General features: G+C 63.2%; 17 protein-coding genes. 14 read left to right on the top strand and 3 right to left on the bottom strand.

Annotated features, from left to right (window positions below):
- Nucleotides 1-120 precede the first annotated feature (120 nt).
- Complete coding sequence (locus PF049_11050; GenBank protein ID WBY16126.1) at nt 121-1,338, top strand: aminotransferase class I/II-fold pyridoxal phosphate-dependent enzyme; 1,218 nt, start codon at nt 121-123, stop codon at nt 1,336-1,338.
- On the opposite strand, the gene PF049_11045 is transcribed toward PF049_11050, so the two are convergent.
- Nucleotides 1,335-1,757 (bottom strand): hypothetical protein, encoded by a 423-nt coding sequence (locus PF049_11045; protein ID WBY16125.1) that lies wholly within the window; start codon nt 1,755-1,757, stop codon nt 1,335-1,337. The genes PF049_11050 and PF049_11045 overlap by 4 nt on opposite strands.
- Before the next feature lie 156 nt (nt 1,758-1,913).
- Here PF049_11045 and PF049_11040 point away from each other — a divergent pair, with 156 nt between their 5' ends.
- The 8 genes from PF049_11040 to PF049_11005 all read left to right on the top strand — a co-directional run bounded on the left by PF049_11040 (nt 1,914) and on the right by PF049_11005 (nt 9,771).
- Complete coding sequence (locus PF049_11040) at nt 1,914-2,513, top strand: 2-hydroxychromene-2-carboxylate isomerase (protein ID WBY16124.1); 600 nt, start codon at nt 1,914-1,916, stop codon at nt 2,511-2,513.
- Between the two features lie 89 nt (nt 2,514-2,602).
- Nucleotides 2,603-3,865 (top strand): Glu/Leu/Phe/Val dehydrogenase, encoded by a 1,263-nt coding sequence (locus tag PF049_11035; GenBank protein ID WBY16123.1) that lies wholly within the window; start codon nt 2,603-2,605, stop codon nt 3,863-3,865.
- Nucleotides 3,866-3,927: 62 nt separating this feature from the next.
- Nucleotides 3,928-4,608, top strand: a complete 681-nt coding sequence (locus PF049_11030) for a hypothetical protein (protein ID WBY16122.1) — start codon at nt 3,928-3,930, stop codon at nt 4,606-4,608.
- On the top strand, nt 4,527-5,468 hold the full coding sequence (locus PF049_11025) for a prolyl oligopeptidase family serine peptidase (GenBank protein WBY16121.1): 942 nt from the start codon (nt 4,527-4,529) through the stop codon (nt 5,466-5,468). Before PF049_11030 ends, PF049_11025 begins: the two co-directional genes overlap by 82 nt.
- Nucleotides 5,453-6,079 carry a prolyl oligopeptidase family serine peptidase gene (locus PF049_11020; protein WBY16120.1) on the top strand — a complete coding sequence of 209 codons (627 nt, stop codon included), beginning with the start codon at nt 5,453-5,455 and terminating at the stop codon, nt 6,077-6,079. Before PF049_11025 ends, PF049_11020 begins: the two co-directional genes overlap by 16 nt.
- A gap of 105 nt (nt 6,080-6,184) precedes the next feature.
- Nucleotides 6,185-6,583, top strand: coding sequence for a Co2+/Mg2+ efflux protein ApaG (gene apaG / locus PF049_11015; protein WBY16119.1), 399 nt, complete (start codon nt 6,185-6,187; stop codon nt 6,581-6,583).
- Complete coding sequence (locus tag PF049_11010; GenBank protein WBY16118.1) at nt 6,584-8,170, top strand: DUF2868 domain-containing protein; 1,587 nt, start codon at nt 6,584-6,586, stop codon at nt 8,168-8,170.
- On the top strand, nt 8,170-9,771 hold the full coding sequence (locus PF049_11005; protein ID WBY16117.1) for a DUF3482 domain-containing protein: 1,602 nt from the start codon (nt 8,170-8,172) through the stop codon (nt 9,769-9,771). Before PF049_11010 ends, PF049_11005 begins: the two co-directional genes overlap by 1 nt.
- On the opposite strand, the gene PF049_11000 is transcribed toward PF049_11005, so the two are convergent.
- The gene (locus PF049_11000; protein WBY16116.1) at nt 9,752-10,360 is read right to left on the bottom strand and encodes a hypothetical protein; all 609 of its coding nucleotides are present in this window, start codon (nt 10,358-10,360) and stop codon (nt 9,752-9,754) included. The two genes, PF049_11005 and PF049_11000, sit on opposite strands and share 20 nt — an antisense overlap.
- A gap of 88 nt (nt 10,361-10,448) precedes the next feature.
- Between PF049_11000 and PF049_10995 the strand changes: the two genes are divergently transcribed.
- Nucleotides 10,449-11,174, top strand: a complete 726-nt coding sequence (locus PF049_10995) for a hypothetical protein (protein WBY16115.1) — start codon at nt 10,449-10,451, stop codon at nt 11,172-11,174.
- Between the two features lie 170 nt (nt 11,175-11,344).
- On the top strand, nt 11,345-12,136 hold the full coding sequence (locus PF049_10990; protein WBY16114.1) for a LysR substrate-binding domain-containing protein: 792 nt from the start codon (nt 11,345-11,347) through the stop codon (nt 12,134-12,136).
- Here PF049_10990 and PF049_10985 read toward each other — a convergent pair.
- Nucleotides 12,113-12,859, bottom strand: coding sequence for a hypothetical protein (locus tag PF049_10985; protein WBY16113.1), 747 nt, complete (start codon nt 12,857-12,859; stop codon nt 12,113-12,115). The two genes, PF049_10990 and PF049_10985, sit on opposite strands and share 24 nt — an antisense overlap.
- 393 nt (nt 12,860-13,252) lie before the next feature.
- On the opposite strand from PF049_10985, the gene PF049_10980 reads away from it, so the two are divergent.
- The 3 genes from PF049_10980 to rpsL all read left to right on the top strand — a co-directional run bounded on the left by PF049_10980 (nt 13,253) and on the right by rpsL (nt 16,124).
- Complete coding sequence (locus PF049_10980) at nt 13,253-13,750, top strand: TIR domain-containing protein (GenBank protein ID WBY16112.1); 498 nt, start codon at nt 13,253-13,255, stop codon at nt 13,748-13,750.
- Nucleotides 13,716-15,206, top strand: coding sequence for an SIR2 family protein (locus PF049_10975; protein ID WBY16111.1), 1,491 nt, complete (start codon nt 13,716-13,718; stop codon nt 15,204-15,206). The genes PF049_10980 and PF049_10975 overlap by 35 nt, the downstream gene beginning before the upstream one ends.
- Before the next feature lie 546 nt (nt 15,207-15,752).
- Nucleotides 15,753-16,124 (top strand): 30S ribosomal protein S12, encoded by a 372-nt coding sequence (gene rpsL, locus PF049_10970; protein ID WBY17908.1) that lies wholly within the window; start codon nt 15,753-15,755, stop codon nt 16,122-16,124.
- The last annotated feature ends 211 nt before the right edge of the window (nt 16,125-16,335 follow it).

The following is a 16,335-nucleotide window of genomic DNA, read 5'->3' as shown; positions in this document are numbered from 1 at the left end:
GTCACTAGAGCCTCGACCGAGGCGTGAAAGCGGAGCTTCTTCGGAGGCTCCGCTTTTTGTTTGCCTGCACGGCAAGCCGGTCTTGCCGCACTGCGTCCCCCTGCCTAAGCCGCACGGGAGATGAAAAAGACCACCGGAACAGACCGCACCGTCACCCGCAACTGGCGCCCGGCCACGCAAGCCATACGCGGCGGCACATGGCGCAGCGAGCATGGCGAGACGAGCGAGGCGCTGTTCCTCACCTCCGGCTATACCTACGACGATGCGCAGACCGTGGCCGACCGGTTCGCGGGCGATGCTCCGGGCATGACCTATTCGCGCCTCCAGAACCCGACCGTGGCGATGCTGGAGGAACGCATCGCCCTGATGGAAGGGGCAGGCGCGTGCCGCGCACAGGCGAGCGGCATGGCCGCGATGACCGCTGCGCTGCTGTGCCAGCTTTCCGCCGGGGACCACTGCGTTGCCGCGCGCGCCGCCTTCGGCAGTTGCCGCTGGCTGGTCGACAATCTGCTGCCGCGCTTCGGGATCGAGACCAGCGTGATCGACAGCGCCGACAACGATGCTTGGGAAGCCGCGATCCGTCCCAACACCAAGGTTTTCTTCTTCGAGACGCCGGCCAACCCGACGCTGGACGTGGTCGATCTCGCCCATGTCTGCGCGCTGGCGAAAGCGCACGGCATCACGACCGTGGTGGACAATGCGTTTGCCAGCCCCGCGCTGCAGCGCCCGATGGAATTCGGCGCAGACGTGGTGGCCTATTCCGCGACGAAGCTGATGGACGGGCAGGGCCGCGTGCTGGCCGGGGCCATTTGCGGCAGCGAGGAATGGATCGAGGACGTGCTGCTTCCCTTCCAGCGCAATACCGGGCCGAACTGCGCCCCGTTCAACGCATGGGTCGTGCTGAAAGGACTGGAGACGCTGTCCCTGAGAGCGCACCGGCAGAGCGAGAACGCGGTCGCGCTGGGCCAATTCCTGGAACCCCGGCTGGAAAAGGCGGGCGGGCGCATCCTGCATCCCGGCCTTCCCAGCCACCCGCGCCATGACCTTGCGAAGGCGCAGATGGAGGCGACGGGTCCCATCTTCGCTTTCGATGTGGGCACGCGTGCCCGTGCCTTTGCGGTGCTCGATGCGCTGGAACTGGTCGATATCAGCAACAATATCGGCGATGCACGCAGCCTGATGTGCCATCCCGCCAGCACAACCCATGCCGGGATGGCAGCCGAAGCCCGTCAGGACATGGGCGTGACCGAGGGCCTGCTCAGGATCAATGTCGGGCTGGAGGATATCGCCGACATTACCGAGGACCTGGACGCAGCGCTGAAGGCCGCCGGGATCTAGCTTTTCCAGCCGCGCCTGCAGGCCAGCGCGCGCAGTTCCCGGCCGAAGGCGAGGGCGGTATCACGTGCCGCGCACGATTTCGCATCGTCCGTCAGTGCGGCCAGCACATCCAGCCCGCCATTCTCCATCAGTTCGATGATCAGTCCCTCGTCCCGGGTCATGCCGGTGGCGCAGCACGGGGCGAGGTGGATGGTCCGGGCCGATGTACGGCCCAGATCGACGAGGAACGCGCGCCCCAGCACCAGCAGTTTGCGGAAATGCGGTCCCGCCGCATCCATGGCCAGCATGCTGGCACGCGAATCGAGCGGACCGTGAACGGCCATCCTGCGCACGAGTATCAGGCCGAGCGTCGCATGACGCGTATCCGGCAGGGGCAGGGCGAGAGGAGAAGCGGGCGTGTGGGACGATTGACCGGGCATGGAGTATCCTTTCCGGCATGATGGTATGCTAATGCGAATGAATTGCAACAAACGATGTCGCAACGCCGGTGGAGAACGGACGGCCGACCTCGACCTTTCCTTTCGGGCAAGGCTGGCACAGAACGGGCCGGCAATAATCACGCAAGGGGACGCAATATGGCCAAAACGGTAGAGTTCATTTTCGATTTCTCGGCGCCGAACGGCTATCTCGCCTGGTATCCGCTGAAGGATATCGCCGCGCGCACCGGCGCCGACATCGCGATTACTCCGGTTTATCTCGGCGGAATGCACAAGCTGACCGGCAATGCCCCGCCGATGATGCGCGATGCGGATGTGAAGGGGAAAGTCGAATATGCGCGGCTGGAATTCGAACGCTTCCTTGAAAAGCATGGGCTGACGCGGTTTCGCATGCATCCGGACCTGCCGTTCAATTCCATCCTAGTGCAACGCGCGCTGGTCGCGTGCGGGGCGGACCGCCGCGGGACCATGCTCGATTGCCTGCTGCCCGCAATCTGGGAAGACAATATAGCAGTCGGCGATCCCGAAGCGGTGGCTGCGGTGCTGGAACGCGGCGGCTTCGATGCCCGTGCCTTGCTGGAGCGGACGCAGGACGCCGGTGTGAAGCAGCAGCTGGCGGACAATACCGGGCAGGCGGTAGAGCGCGGCGCCTTCGGCATCCCGACTTTTTTCATCGGTGACGAGATGTTCTTCGGCAAGGAACGGCTCGGCCAGATCGAGGAAATGCTGGGCGGCTGACCGCGCTTCATGGAACCCGCCGCGTTCCCCCGCGCTATGTCTTGCAAGGGCCCGCTCCCGGGCGAAGACGATGCGAATGGGAATACCACATGGGAAACATGCTGAGCGCCGCGCGCGAGAGAATGCACCGCGCGGCGGACGAACTGGACCTGGCGCAGGAAACGGTCGAGCGGCTCGATTATCCGACGGAAACGCTGGCCTTCTCCATCCCGCTGCGGCGCGATGACGGATCGCTGGAACAACTCAAGGGCTGGCGGTGCCGCTACGATTCGACGCTCGGCCCGACCAAGGGGGGCATCAGGTTCCATCCCAGCGTGTGCGAGGACGAGGTCCAGACGCTGGCCTTCCTGATGACCATGAAATGCGCGCTGATGGGATTGCCCTTCGGCGGGGGCAAGGGCGGCGTCAGCGTGGATGCCGGGGACCTTTCGCTGATGGAGAAGGAACGCCTGGCGCGCGGCTATGTCCGAAGCGCCGCCCGCATCCTGTCCCCCGACCGGGACGTTCCCGCGCCCGATGTCGCGACCGGCACGCGGGAAATGGCGTGGATGGTCGATGAATATGGCGCTCTGACCGGCGGCATCGAGCCGCATGCCTTCACCGGCAAGCCTGTCGCGCTTGGCGGGATAGAAGGGCGCACGCCGGCAACCGGGCGCGGCGGCCTGATCGCGCTGGAAGCCATGCGGGAAAGCCTGGGGCTGGACGGCAGCGACGGCCTGAGCATTGCGCTGCAGGGTTTCGGCAATGCAGGGACGTGGTTCGCCCGGGCCGCCGTGGATGCGGGGCACAGGGTCGTCGCCATCTCCGACAGCAGCGGGATGGTCAGCGATGCGCAGGGACTGGACATCGATGCGGTGATCGAGGCGAAGGAAAAGGGCGGCTCCGTCACCGATTACGGCAGCGGCGAGACGTCCGATGACGGCAGCGCCATCGTGGAGGTGGAGTGCGACGTGCTGGTCCTTGCCGCGCTCGGCGGGGTGATTGCGGATGCGGACGATGTCGGAAAACTGTCGTGCAAGGCCATCGTGGAAATCGCCAATCGCCCGATCCTGCCCGCGGCCGACGAACCCTTGCGCGAGGCAGGCATCGACGTCGTGCCGGACATCCTCGCCAATGGCGGCGGCGTCACGATCAGCCACGCCGAATGGATACAGGGCCGCACCGGCCTGGGCTGGGACGCGGAAGAGGTGGACGATTACCTCGAGGAAAAGATGGAAGACGCGGCAGAACAGGTCCGCGACCTGATGGAAGACAAGGGGCTCGACATGCGCACCGCAGCCTATGGCGTCGCGCTGAGGCGCCTGTGCGCCGCCATCAGCGCCACCGGCAAGGCGGAGGATTTCGGCGGGTAGGCAGGCGGGGTTGCCCTTGTGTCGCCGCGGGTTAGGATAGCCGCCTGATACAAGGAATACAGATGATCTGCCTGCCGACACTGCTGCGCATGCTTGCGTCTCTCATCTGCACCGCATCCTTCGCTGTTCAGGCCCTTGCAAGCCAAGGGCAGCCGGAGCCAAAAGAGGGGCCGCAGGTGGCCGATGCGATGGCTCCGAGCGATCCCGATATCTCGCTCGAAGCCATGACGCAGGCCGCGTTCCTTTCCGCTCCGCGGCTTTCGCCCGATGGCAGCATGCTGGGCCATTTCGTGAGCCGTGACGACAAACGCATGCTCGCTATAGTGGATAGCGACAGTGGGAAAATGATCCGGCTATTCGGGCCGGCCGATGGCCTCGGGTTCACGAGGTGGCGCTGGGCTGGCAATCGCCGGGTACTCATCCATGGCAGTTTCTGGAGCTTGGGCTCGCTGCTCTATGGCGGCATCCCGTTCACGACGACCGAGGTGTTCGATCTCGACACGGGCAAGAGCAGCTTTGTCGGTTTCAAGGACCAGGGTTTCGAGGGGGACGATATCCTGCATGTCGATCCTGCCGGACGCTTCGTGCTTTTGTCGGTCAGCAAGAAATTTTCGATCCGCCGGACGTCTGGCGCTTTCCGCTGGATGGATCGGGCGCCGATATGGCGGTCAAGGTTCAGCCCTCCGCTAATGGCATCGATGAGTGGTGGGCCGACGATGCGGGCATGGTTCGGCTCGGCATGAAGTTTGTCGGCTCGAAGAAAGCGACGTTCTATTATCGCAGCGGTCCGGGCGAGGATCTCGATCGCGTTACCAAGATACGGTTCGACGATGAATCCGATCTGGAAAATTGGGGTGTGGTCAAGCTCACGCCGGGAACCGATCTGGGATACGCTTTGGTGGAGAACGCACAAGGCAGGCAGGAACTGCGGCGATTCGATTATGCAACCGGTACGATGGGCGAGCTCGTCTATTCTCACCCGGTATGGGATGTGACCGGTACCGTGTTTGGCGATGACGGCAGTCTCGATGCGGTCGAGTACGTCGACGACACCGAACAGCGCGAGTGGCTCGATCCCCAGGTCGCGAACATACGCGCGCAATTGGCGCAGGCTCTGGGGCCGGGCGATACGAAAATCCTGCAATGCACACCTGCGGGCAAAATGCTGGTGTGGCACGGTTCGGCTTCCGATCCGGGTGTCCTTTATATCTTTCATCCATCGCGCGGGCAGCTCGCTGTGTATTCCGAACTTTTTCCCGGTCTTGACGAGACGCGCACGGCTGCGCCCAAACCGATCCGCTACACAGCGCGCGACGGGACGGTTATTTCGGGTTACATGACAATCCCTGCTCCAGCAGCCGCGCTAAGCGATGGCGCGGGGCCGCATCCCTTGATCGTCCTGCCGCATGGGGGACCTTACGGAGTGCGCGACACACTAGACTATGATCGCAATGTGCAGGTTCTTGCGACCCGCGGTTATGCGGTGCTGCAGCCAAATTTTCGGGGCTCGTCGGGCTTTGGACGATCGTTCGAAGACCTCGGAGTAGGGCAGATCGGTCGGGCCATGAGGACGATCTCGACGATGCGGTGCATTGGGCCGTAGAGGAGGGCCACGCCGATCCCGGCAAGGTTTGCATTGTTGGCGGAAGCTATGGCGGGTATGCGGCGCTTTGGGGCGCCATCCGCAACCCTGAAATCTACCGTTGCGCGGCAAGTTGGGCGGGGCCGACCGACCTCGACGAACAAATCAAATATTCCAGGGGCGAATTCATTTCCCGCCGGGCGGGCAGGAGATGGAGCAACCGGCTCGAAGGGGAAAATACGGGCGAGCGCTTCGAGCTCGACGAGGTCAGTCCTGTAAAGAAAGTCGAGTCCCTCACGCGCCCGGTGCTCGTAGCGCATGGAACACGCGACCGCATCGTCCCGATCGAGCAATTCGAAGCTTTCGAAAAGGCAGCAGAGAAAGCGGGAAAGACGATAGAGACCTTGAAAATCACCGGTGCCGATCACGGTTTCGGCACGGCGGAAAGGGAAGTTGAATGGCTGGAAGCGCTACTTGGCTTCCTCGCCGAGCATAACCCGACTTCTATCCACACGCCCGATGGTTTCGCAGCGGAGCGTGCAGTCGTTCATGCAGAGAAGGAAAGGCTCAAGGTGCAAAAAGATGCGAAAGGCGAGACCAGCGACGCTAGCGAGGCGATCATCGCGAACTGAGCGCGGCGATGTAAAGCCGATCCGCCATCATCCCACGCTTGGTGGAAAAATAGCCCTAAGCCCCCCTTGCGCGTGGTGGCCAACCGCTTACCCTCTCGAATCGTGATGAAAGACCTATTCCAGCACGCCGCGACCACGCATGACGTCACCGTTCGTGTGTCGGTCAATTTCCTGCCCGAACAGAGCCAGCCGGATGCCGGAAAGTGGTTCTGGGTCTATCACATCCGGATCGAGAACGGGTCCGAACAGGCCATCCGCCTGATGACGCGGCACTGGCGCATTACCGACGGGCGCGGGATGGTGAACCATGTCGATGGCGACGGGGTGGTGGGCGAAAACCCGCTGCTGCAGCCGGGGGCCTCGCACGATTACGTGTCCGGCTGCCCGCTGACGACGCCGCACGGGTCGATGGAAGGGTTCTACACGTTCGAGACCGATAACGGCCCGCTGGAAGTCCGCATTCCCTTCTTCCCGCTCGCAGCGCCTGCCACGGCGGACAGGTAATTGGCGAAAGCCGCCGCGGGGAAGGGTGCGCGGACACGTCCGGGCCGCGGCATCGCCCTGGCAGAGGACGATGCCCGCCATCTTCTGCTGGTCCGCGCGGCCGAAATGCGCGACCGCGACGAACAGCTTCTGACCCGCGAAGACCGCACGCAGGCCGATGCCTTCGCGCGCGAAGCCGCGTCCGGGGAGGGCCGCCGCGCTCCGCAGGTCTTCCTGGCCGCAAGGTCGCGCTTCGCGGTCCAGCGGCTGGAGGCGCGGCATCCCGGCATTGCGCGCGCGCTGAAATTGTCCCGCTTCCCCCGCTGGCTGTTCGTCATCCCCGGCGCGGCCTTCGTGCTGGGCGTGCTCAGCAACGAGCTGGACGGGGGCAGCCGGATGGAATTGCTGGCCTTTCCCCTGCTGGGCGTGATTATCTGGAACCTCATCGTCTATGCGGGCATCCTGCTGGGCCCGATCATCCGCCTGGTCCGCGGCAGGGACGACGAAGACCGCCAGCCGCGCCGCCAGTGGTGGCAAATCCTCGGCAATCCGCTCGCCGCACTGGGAAGCAATGGGAGCGGGGGCGGCGCCAGCACCTTGTCCCAAGGCGTGCTGGGCGATTTCGCGCACGACTGGGCCCGCGCCTCCGCAAAGCTCAACGCATCGCGCATCGCGCTGATTTTCCATCTCGCCGCCGCCCTGTTCGCGATCGGACTGGTGGCAGGCATATTCCTGCGCGCGCTGACGACCGAGTACCGCGCAGGCTGGGAAAGCACCTTCCTCGGCGCGGGCGAGGTCGAGGCGCTGCTTTCCCTGCTGCTTGGTCCGGCATCCCTGCTGACCGGCATCGCGATACCCGATGAAAGCGGCATCGCCGCGCTACGCTGGACGGGTGAGGGCGCCGAAGGCATCCGCACGGGCGGGGCCAATGCCGGCCCTTGGATCATCCTGTGGACCGCGACCGTAATCGGCGTGGTCGCCGTTCCTCGCCTGCTGCTGGCGTGGTGGCAGGCCGTTCGCGCCAGTATCACCGCAGGCCGTATCCGGGTTCCGGGACGGGACGATTTCTATGTTCGCCGCCTGCTGCGAAGTGTCGGCAAGGGCGCCTCCGGCGGCGGCATCCGGGTCACGCCCTACGCCTATACGCCGGATGGCGGCGCGCGCAGTTCGCTACAGACTGCCCTGCGCGACGTCATCGGCGAAGGCGCCGAGGTCACGATCGACCCCGCCTGCCCCTATGGCGCGGAAGAAGACTGGCTGGCGCGCATCCCGCCGGACGAGGACGCGGACCTGCATATCGTCCTGTTCAGCCTGTCGGCCACGCCCGAAGCGGAGAACCACGCGACCTTCGTACGCCTGCTGCGCGAATTCTACGATTCCGCAGGGCAGGGCGTGCGCGTTGCAGCACTGGTCGACGAACAGCCTTTCCGCGCCCATTTCGCAGGACGGGCCGGGCTGGATCGGCGGATCGAGGAGCGGCTGGAAAGCTGGAGCCGCATGATGGCGGGCGTGAACGCCCCGATGCTGTCGCTCAGCCTCGACGGCCATCCCCCGCGCGACGTCGTGGAGCGGCTGGAGAATACGCTCCTCGGACAGGAGGCGCGCTGATGGCGAGCACACCCCTTTCCCCCGGCCCCATTCCCGAAGCGCCGATCCCCGAAGCAGCCGGCACGACCGTCAATCTCAGCCTGATCAGCCATACCAATGCGGGCAAGACCACGCTGGCGCGCACCCTTCTGGGCAAGGATATCGGCGAGGTGCGCGATGCCGCGCACGTGACCGATCTCGCCAGCGGGCACGTGCTGGTCCAGGCGGGCGGCGACACGCTGATGCTGTGGGATACGCCCGGTTTCGGCGACACGGCGCGCCTGCTCGACCGTTTGCGGATGAGCGGCAATCCCGTCGGCTGGTTGCTGACGCAGGTTTGGGACCGGTGGCGCGAGCGGCCCCTGTGGTCGAGCCAGCAGGCGGTGAAGAACGCGCGGGAGCAGGCCGACGCCATCCTCTACCTAGTCAACGCGGCAGAGGATCCCGCGGCGGCGTCCTATGTGGCGCTGGAAATGGAAGTGCTGGCATGGATCGGAAAGCCGGTGCTGATCCTGCTCAACCAGATGGGCAGCCCGAAGGAGGATTCAGGCGGCGAGACGCAGAAATGGCTCGCCCATGTCAGCGCCCATTCCGAGGTTGCAGGCGCGCTGCCGCTCGACGCCTTTGCCCGGTGCTGGGTGCAGGAAGGCGTCCTGCTCGACCGCGTGGCCCCGCTGCTGGGCGAAGAGAAGCGCCCCGCGATGAAGCGGCTGGAAGCGCGGTGGAAGGAACTAAACCGGGAACGCTTCGATGCCTCGATGGCCGCGCTTGCCGCGCCGCTCGCCGCAGCCTTGGTGGACAGCGAGAAGGTCGAAGGCGGGGGCTGGCGCGACGGGCTGGCAAAGGCGCTGACCGGCGGGAAGAACGACGCCCGCGCCGCGACGAAGGCGATGGAGGCGCTGTCCGAACGGCTGGCTGCCGGAACGCGCGAAAGCACGGAACGCCTGATCCACCTGCACAATCTGTCGGGGAGTGCGACGCGCAAGGTGCTGGAACGGCTGAGCGAGGATTTCCGCCATTCCGACAAGGCGCCGGAGGGCTTCTCGGCCCTGCTGGGCGGCATTCTGTCGGGCGCGGCCACCGGGGTCGCCGCCGACGTGATGGCAGGGGGCCTGACGCTGGGCGGCGGCATGATCGTGGGCGGGGTGCTGGGCGCAATCGGCGCGGGCGGCCTTGCCAAGGGCATCAACCTCGCGCGTGGCGAGGACGGCGCGCATGTCCGCTGGAGCCGCGATTTCTTCGCCCGCATCCTGGGCGCATCGCTGCTGCGCTATCTCGCCGTGGCGCATTTCGGGCGCGGGCGCGGAGAATGGGAGGAGGGCGAGCATCCCGAATACTGGATCACCCATGTCGAAGGCGTGCTGACCCGGTACGAGGAAGAGATTTCGGCGCTTTACGCCAAGGGACAGAGTGTCGGGCGCACGGCACTGGAAAAGGAATTGCGCACCCTGCTGGAAACCTGTGCGACGCGGCTTTTGGTCCGCCTGTATCCGGAGGCTGCGAAGATTCTTGGCACGGCGCCGGAGCCTGACGGGGGCGAACCGCAAGACGGGGGCGACCCGGCCGACGAAAACGCGCCGGAAGGGCCGCCATCCCCCGTTGTCAGGGATTGGTCGCGGTAAGGATCTTGCCGAGCGAATCCCACGCGCTGCGCGGCGTCCAGTTGCGATTGGTGCCGAGGAAGGAATGGTCGTCCAGTTCGAGCAGGCCGATGATCGTCTCCGCCACGATTCGCGCACCCACCGGGCCCAAGCCTTCGCCTTTCTCGAAACCGCCATTCGTGCGCTCGCGGCCGATTTCCTCCGCCTCTGCCAGAAGATAGAGCCATAGCGGAATGCCCTTGCGGCCAAGGCCCAGGTCTTCGATTTTGTCGCGTACCTTGTCGATCTCGTCCGCCGGGCGTTCCATCTTCTCGGCCACCTTCTCGCCGCCGGGCAGCAGGAAGACATTGCCGCGCATCAGATTGCGGATGGCGAGCGATTTCTCGTCCGCCGACCCCTGAACGAAGGGCAGCGCCAGCAGGATGGAGGCGAGTTTGGTGTCGAGCTGGTCGGCCCGTTCGACCGAACGGTTCTGCGGCGTGTCGAAGATCTCGTGCATGTCGACGACCGCATCGGGCGAGGACAGCGGCGAGAACCCGCTGCCCAGCACGCTGCCGAACAGGTCGTGCTTCGCGCCGTGCTTTTGCGTCTGAACCTTCAGCGGGATCATGGAGTGGCCGAAGCGGTAGGCCGCGACGGAGAACTCGACCGGGATATAGGGATGGCCGCCGCAATAATAGCGCCGGCCGCAGCCCAGTATGTCCTCCCACCGCGTCTCCGCACAGGGCGGTCAGGAAATCGAACACGACCGCGTGCTGGTAATGCCACGTGGCGATCTGGCGGGCTTCCTCGAACAGTTCCGCGCGGCGCAGCTCGGGATGCTCGCCCTTCAGAGTGTCGACCACGTGGTTGTGGAACCGGATCATGGCGAGCTGGATCTGGCTGATGATGCGGTTCTCGTCATTGCGCGGGTCGCCGATGATGGCGCGCCCGTTGGGGGCGCGCGGCAGGTCGTCCGGCGCGCCTTCCAGCAGCTTCGCGCCGCGGAAATCGTCATCGTCGTCGGTGTAGAGATAAGGCTGCGCCTCGGGCCCCAGGCCGTACACGCAATCGAGGTCCAGCGTGGGCGTGCGGATATTCGGAATTTCCTCTGCATCATTCACCACCTGGCGGAAGCTGGTCGTCGCATCCAGCGTGATGTCGTGGTCGAGGAACTGGCCGAAGAAGATCATGCCGACAGGGACGGATGCGGTTTTCTTCTTCGCGCTGCCCGAATCCATCGGCCCGCCCGGCCTGCCGACGGCAGACAGGCTGGCCTGCCCGACATAGCCGGGGGACAGATCAGGGAACATGCGCCCGAAACGGTCCTCTCTTCCGCCGCCCTGATAGTTGCTGCTACAGTAACGCTGCATTCCTGCAAGCGTCATCATGCCGTGATGTGTACGGGAACCCATGTCATTCTCCTTTGGTTAACTGAACAGTAAGCATACTCCTTGCGACTCGGTTTCTTGTTTCTTATGGAACCGTAATACAGTACGGTCGCGGGAGCGGCGGTACAGGTTTGAGGTGTTTTCTATATTTGCGACTTCACGCCCCTTGCGTGCGATGAGCGGACGGCTTGCCGTGCCTTGCGCGCGCGCCTAAATCGGCCGCCATGAAGCGCACCCATCTCCCCCTCAACGCCCTGCGCGTGTTCGACGCTGCCGCCCGGCACCTCAGCTTCACCCGCGCGGCGGACGAGCTGGCGGTGACGCCTGCCGCCGTGGGCCAGCAGATCCGCGCGCTGGAGGATCACCTCGGCACCGTCCTGTTCCGCCGCACGTCCAAGGGGCTGAAACTGACGGAGGAAGGCTGTGCCGGTCTCGATTCCCTGCGCGAGGGGTTCCTGAAGTTCGAGGAGAGCGTGCAGGCGATGCAGGCGGGGCAGGCGAGCGATCGCTACACCATCGCCGCGCCCCGCGAATTCTACGCCCAGTGGCTCGCGCCCCGGCTGGCGGCCTTCCGCAGCGCCAATCCCGGCATCCATTACCAGCTGGTCGAGAACGAGGACGCCGACTTTACCGAGGCCAATCTGGACGTGGCGATCCGGCTGGTCGACGGGCCGGGCGAGCTGGAGGGCGTGGAACTGGCGCCCGCGCGCCGCGTGGTCGTCGCTGCCCCCGGCAGCAAGACGGAAGAATGGATCGACTGGCCCGGCGCCCCGCTGCCCGATGGCGCGGCCGCCACGGTGCAGGTCGGCAATGCCGGGCAGGCGCTGTCGAGCGCGGTGGCAGGGCTGGGCAAGGCCGTGCTGCCATATTTGCTGGTGGAAGAGGCGCTGGAGGCCGGCAAGCTGGAGGCGCTGGAAGGCCCGGACGAGGGCCGCCGCGCCTACTGGCTGGTCGCCCCCACGCCGCAATGGCGCCAGAAGAAGGTGAAGGCGCTAGTCCAGCACCTGGCAGGGTGACGCCGCCAGATCGCCCGCCGGCATGGAGGCGACGGGCGCGCGGGCGATGGCATCGCACATCGGCGCCATCTGGCTGAGGCGATCGGCCCGCGCCGCGGCGCGTGCCTCGGCCCGCGCTGCCCAGCGCGCCTCCAGCCAGCGCCGCCGCATCGCATCGAGCTTGCGGTCGATTTCGTCCAGCATTTCGTCGGAGCGCCTGTCCGCTGCAATGGCCTCGTCGCGCGTCATCCGCGTGGGCCGGGCAGGGCTGCTCCCGCCCCCACTCCCGTTTCGAGCGCCATAGGTATCCGGGCGGCGGTTCTGCAGGAGGAAGCGCAGCAGGTGGTTGTCCGGCTTGTCCCACGTGCCGAGCAGTTTCCCGCCCGAAACGATGGGCGTGGGCGTGCCGATGGCGGTGCGCTCCATCGCAATGTCCTCCAGCCGCTGCACCCCGCGCTTTAGCGCCTCGTCCCAGGCAGCGGCAAACCCCTCCGCCCCCGGTTTCGCGCGCAGCTTGTAAAGCGCCTCCATCGATTTCCCGATGGCGCGCGCGGCGGTGGAGACGACCCCGGTCGCGGCCAGCGTGGCGATGAAGCGCCGCTGCCGCTCCGGCGTAATGGAATTGGAGCGCGGCGCCGCATGGAGATAGGGCGCAAAGCCGAGCAGCGGATCGTCACCTTGCGGCTCGGCCGCAACATGCGCGGCGGCGGACGTGGCCTGGCGGGGCGTCTGCCGGAGGCACATGGTCTGCACCGCAGTGGGAGCGTGATCGCGTGGAGTCGAAGGTCTGTGCGAGGCGCTACGGTCCTCGGCAGACACTTCAGACAAGGAATCGCGGGTGGGGGTGGGGCGGTCTGAACTCATGGCCCGCCCTAGAATGCACATTCCCGCGATGTAGGAAAATGGTTTCTGGCTGGTGCTTCATTCGAGCCGCAGGCGAAGCCAAGCGACGCGGATGTGTCGCGCCCGGCGTTTGAGGGGCGAAGATAGAAAACTACGGAAAAATAATGTATCCTAGTCGGGGTAATACCACTGAGCCAGAATTGGGTCCGATCTGGTGATAAAAACTGGAAAACTTTGTCTTGCGATTGAAGGATCGGTCTCCATATGTTCCTTCAACAACAGAGGAGTCCTGTGATGGCGCGTAATGTTTTTTTCAGTTTCCATTTCGACAACGATTACTGGCGGACTCAGACGGTCCGCAACATCGGATCAATCGATGGTCAGTCTTTCTGTAACAAGAATAAGTGGGAGGAAATCAAACAGGAGGGGGCTGCGGCTATCGAGAAATGGATCGACGAGAACATGACAGGGAAATCCTGCGTAGTCGTTCTAGTCGGTTCGCAGACATCCGAGAGGAAGTGGGTTCAGAAAGAAATTTCGAAGGGATGGAATAAAAACAAAGGTGTCGTAGCGATCAGGATTCACAAGCTGCTAGACAGTGATGGCAAAGCAGGGTCTTTCGGATCGAATCCGCTTGATGAAGTTTCATTGACGTCTTCGGGAAAGAAGCTTTCTTCGGTAGCGAAAATTTACAATCCCTCCGGTTCAACCAGCAAAGAAGTATACAAATCCATAGCCGATAACATCGAGGATTGGATTGAAGAAGCAATTAAAATCAGAGGGGAAAATTGAATTGAAGCGAGAACGTTTCCTCGAAAACTTCTCGAAAGAGGTTGAGGCTGGCAACGCTGCGGTCTTTGCTGGAGCTGGATTCTCGTGTGCGGCGGGATTTGTTAATTGGTCGGATCTGCTATCCGACATAGCTAACGACCTTGATCTTGATTCAAAGAAAGAGGCCGACCTTGTTGCCGTAGCTCAATATCACGTTAATCGGCACGGCAATAATCGTGGTCATTTGACTCGTGCCGTATTGGAAGAGTTTCCTTCTGAAAGATTGCCGACGGGAAATCACCGGCTATTGATGCGCCTGCCAATTTCGACTTGGTGGACTACCAACTATGATAAATTGATTGAGCGGGCGGGCGAGCTGGAAGGGAAGATCGTCGATATTAAATATGAGGTGAGCCAGATGGCTCACACAAAGCCGCGCAGAGATTTGACGGTATTTAAGATGCACGGGGACATAGATCATCCAGGAAAAGCGGTGCTAACCCGTGATGATTACGAGGAGTATCCTAGGGAGAGGGATACATTTCTAAACGCACTTTCTGGCGACCTGATTTCGAAAACTTTTCTGTTCATTGGTTTTAGCTTTACGGATCCGAATTTAGAGCGTGTTCTGAGCCACGTTAGGATAAGGCTTAGGGAAAACCAGCGCCCGCATTATGCGATATTCAAAACTGTAGATAAGGCGGACTATGATAGCGCCGACGAATATCAGTATGCGCGCGTCAAACAGGAACTGGTTCTCGAAGATCTTCGACGTTTCAACATCAATCCCGTTATGATCGACGAATATTCAGAAATCGACAAAATAATTAGGTCGCTTTACGGTCGACATGTCGCGAAAAACGTTTTCGTGTCTACCTCCGCAGCTAGTTTCGAGCCTTGGGGTGAAGCCGCGGTCACAGAGTTCATGGGTCATTTGGGCACTTTGCTCGCACAGCGGGGCTTCAGAATAGTCACCGGGTTGGGAGTGGGGACTGGAAGTGCTCTCGTAAGTGGCGCGATAGTAGAGATATCCCGAGATCCTAAAAAGAAGCTCGACGACGACATAATTATCCGGCCGTTCCCACAGCTCTTTCAGGACGGACTTGAGCGGGAGCAAATGTGGAGAGACTATCGCAATGATATGATTCAAAGGGCCGGCATCGCCTTGTTTCTATTTGGAAATAAGAACGTTGATGGTGAAATTCGCAATGCCACCGGGATGATCGAGGAATTCAAAATTGCTAGGGAGAATGGCTTGATGGCGCTGCCAATCGGGGCGACAGGCTGGATAGCTTCCGAGTTAGCTGAGCAAGTGATTAACGAATTGGATCAGGAACTTGCTAACCCGATTATCGACAAACTTCGCCGGATTGCTGAACCCACCGAGGACTTGATGACGCTGATTGGGGCAATTATCGATCTACTAGAAGAGCTGTCAAATTTCGCTGGGGATGAGCCTCGGCACATTTCGTTGTGAGGCCCATGTCGACCCTCACCTTGACCCATCCCCCCTTTTTCACTATGTGCGCCGCTATCCGGTGAAGGAATCGCTTCGCGCGTATCCTACGCCGGTCAGATAGAGCTGAACATTGCCGGTCATGTCCCGGGGGCCTGTCGCAGCAGCGGCCAGGCTCTTTTCTATTGCAGCGAACCTTCCGGATCGCTCGGGGCAGCCGTCAGAGTAACCCGGTGGCCGTGCGGGCCGTTCGGGTGGAGCGTTTCAGGCTCGTGCTGGTGGCAGGGTGACGCGCAACAGGCGCGGCGTTCCTGTCAGCCGGACCCCGGATCAGGCCTGCCTTGCAGGTCTCCGACTCCCGGGGTGGCGGCATCTTGCACGAACCCGGCAGCCTCCATCCTAACGAACCCGCTAGTCGCCGCCAGAAATCGGCCTCGGTCCTGCGTTTCGCGTATGGCTTTGGCCGGAACCTCATCAGGAAAAGTCGCTTGCGCTTTTCCGCCCGGATGAGGTGACCCGATCCGGCAAATCGCCGGGTCGGAAAACAAGGTGAAGAGAAAGACATCTATGCCGACGATCAACCAGCTGGTCCGCAAGGGCCGCGTTCCGCAGAAGACCAAGTCCAAGGTCCCTGCCATGGAAGCGAACCCGCAGAAGCGCGGCGTTTGCACCCGCGTCTACACGACGACCCCGAAGAAGCCGAACTCGGCTCTGCGTAAGGTTGCCAAGGTTCGCCTGACCAACCAGCGCGAAGTCATTTCGTACATTCCGGGCGAAGGCCACAACCTGCAGGAGCACTCCGTCGTGCTCATCCGCGGCGGCCGTGTTCGCGACCTTCCCGGCGTTCGCTACCACGTCCTTCGCGGCGTGCTGGATACGCAGGGCGTCAAGGACCGCAAGCAGTCCCGCTCGAAGTACGGCGCCAAGCGGCCCAAGTAGTTCGGTGCGCCCTCGGCGTGCGCCGAGGGCTACGGCACCGGCCCGCTCCCCCTCCCGACCACCCAAGGCATTATCCGCAAGGGTGGTCGGGAGGGGCAGCGATCCGGAGCCGGGCCAAGAGTTCAACGCGGGTCCAGGCCTCTCCTCCGCCCTTCTGCCCATATGGGTAATATCCGGGTGGAAGGGCGGGGGAGAGGGCTGGAGCCGCAGG

The organism is Erythrobacteraceae bacterium WH01K (assembly GCA_027941995.1).
Taxonomy (GTDB): Bacteria; Pseudomonadota; Alphaproteobacteria; order Sphingomonadales; family Sphingomonadaceae; genus CAJXSN01.
This window is presented reverse-complemented; position numbering and strand designations above follow the sequence as displayed.

What these genes read in the sequence shown, in the direction of transcription:
- apaG (WBY16119.1), top strand. Translation starts at nt 6,185, where the DNA reads ATGAAAGACCTATTCCAGCACGCCGCGACCACGCATGACGTCACCGTT.
- PF049_11025 (WBY16121.1), top strand. Translation starts at nt 4,527, where the DNA reads ATGGCGGTCAAGGTTCAGCCCTCCGCTAATGGCATCGATGAGTGGTGG.
- PF049_10990 (WBY16114.1), top strand. Translation starts at nt 11,345, where the DNA reads ATGAAGCGCACCCATCTCCCCCTCAACGCCCTGCGCGTGTTCGACGCT.
- PF049_10995 (WBY16115.1), top strand. Translation starts at nt 10,449, where the DNA reads ATGTCCTCCCACCGCGTCTCCGCACAGGGCGGTCAGGAAATCGAACAC.
- rpsL (WBY17908.1), top strand. Translation starts at nt 15,753, where the DNA reads ATGCCGACGATCAACCAGCTGGTCCGCAAGGGCCGCGTTCCGCAGAAG.
- PF049_10980 (WBY16112.1), top strand. Translation starts at nt 13,253, where the DNA reads ATGGCGCGTAATGTTTTTTTCAGTTTCCATTTCGACAACGATTACTGG.
- PF049_10985 (WBY16113.1), bottom strand. Translation starts at nt 12,859, where the DNA reads ATGTGCCTCCGGCAGACGCCCCGCCAGGCCACGTCCGCCGCCGCGCAT.
- PF049_11035 (WBY16123.1), top strand. Translation starts at nt 2,603, where the DNA reads ATGGGAAACATGCTGAGCGCCGCGCGCGAGAGAATGCACCGCGCGGCG.
- PF049_11000 (WBY16116.1), bottom strand. Translation starts at nt 10,360, where the DNA reads ATGATCCCGCTGAAGGTTCAGACGCAAAAGCACGGCGCGAAGCACGAC.
- PF049_11045 (WBY16125.1), bottom strand. Translation starts at nt 1,757, where the DNA reads ATGCCCGGTCAATCGTCCCACACGCCCGCTTCTCCTCTCGCCCTGCCC.
- PF049_11050 (WBY16126.1), top strand. Translation starts at nt 121, where the DNA reads ATGAAAAAGACCACCGGAACAGACCGCACCGTCACCCGCAACTGGCGC.
- PF049_11030 (WBY16122.1), top strand. Translation starts at nt 3,928, where the DNA reads ATGATCTGCCTGCCGACACTGCTGCGCATGCTTGCGTCTCTCATCTGC.
- PF049_11040 (WBY16124.1), top strand. Translation starts at nt 1,914, where the DNA reads ATGGCCAAAACGGTAGAGTTCATTTTCGATTTCTCGGCGCCGAACGGC.
- PF049_11005 (WBY16117.1), top strand. Translation starts at nt 8,170, where the DNA reads ATGGCGAGCACACCCCTTTCCCCCGGCCCCATTCCCGAAGCGCCGATC.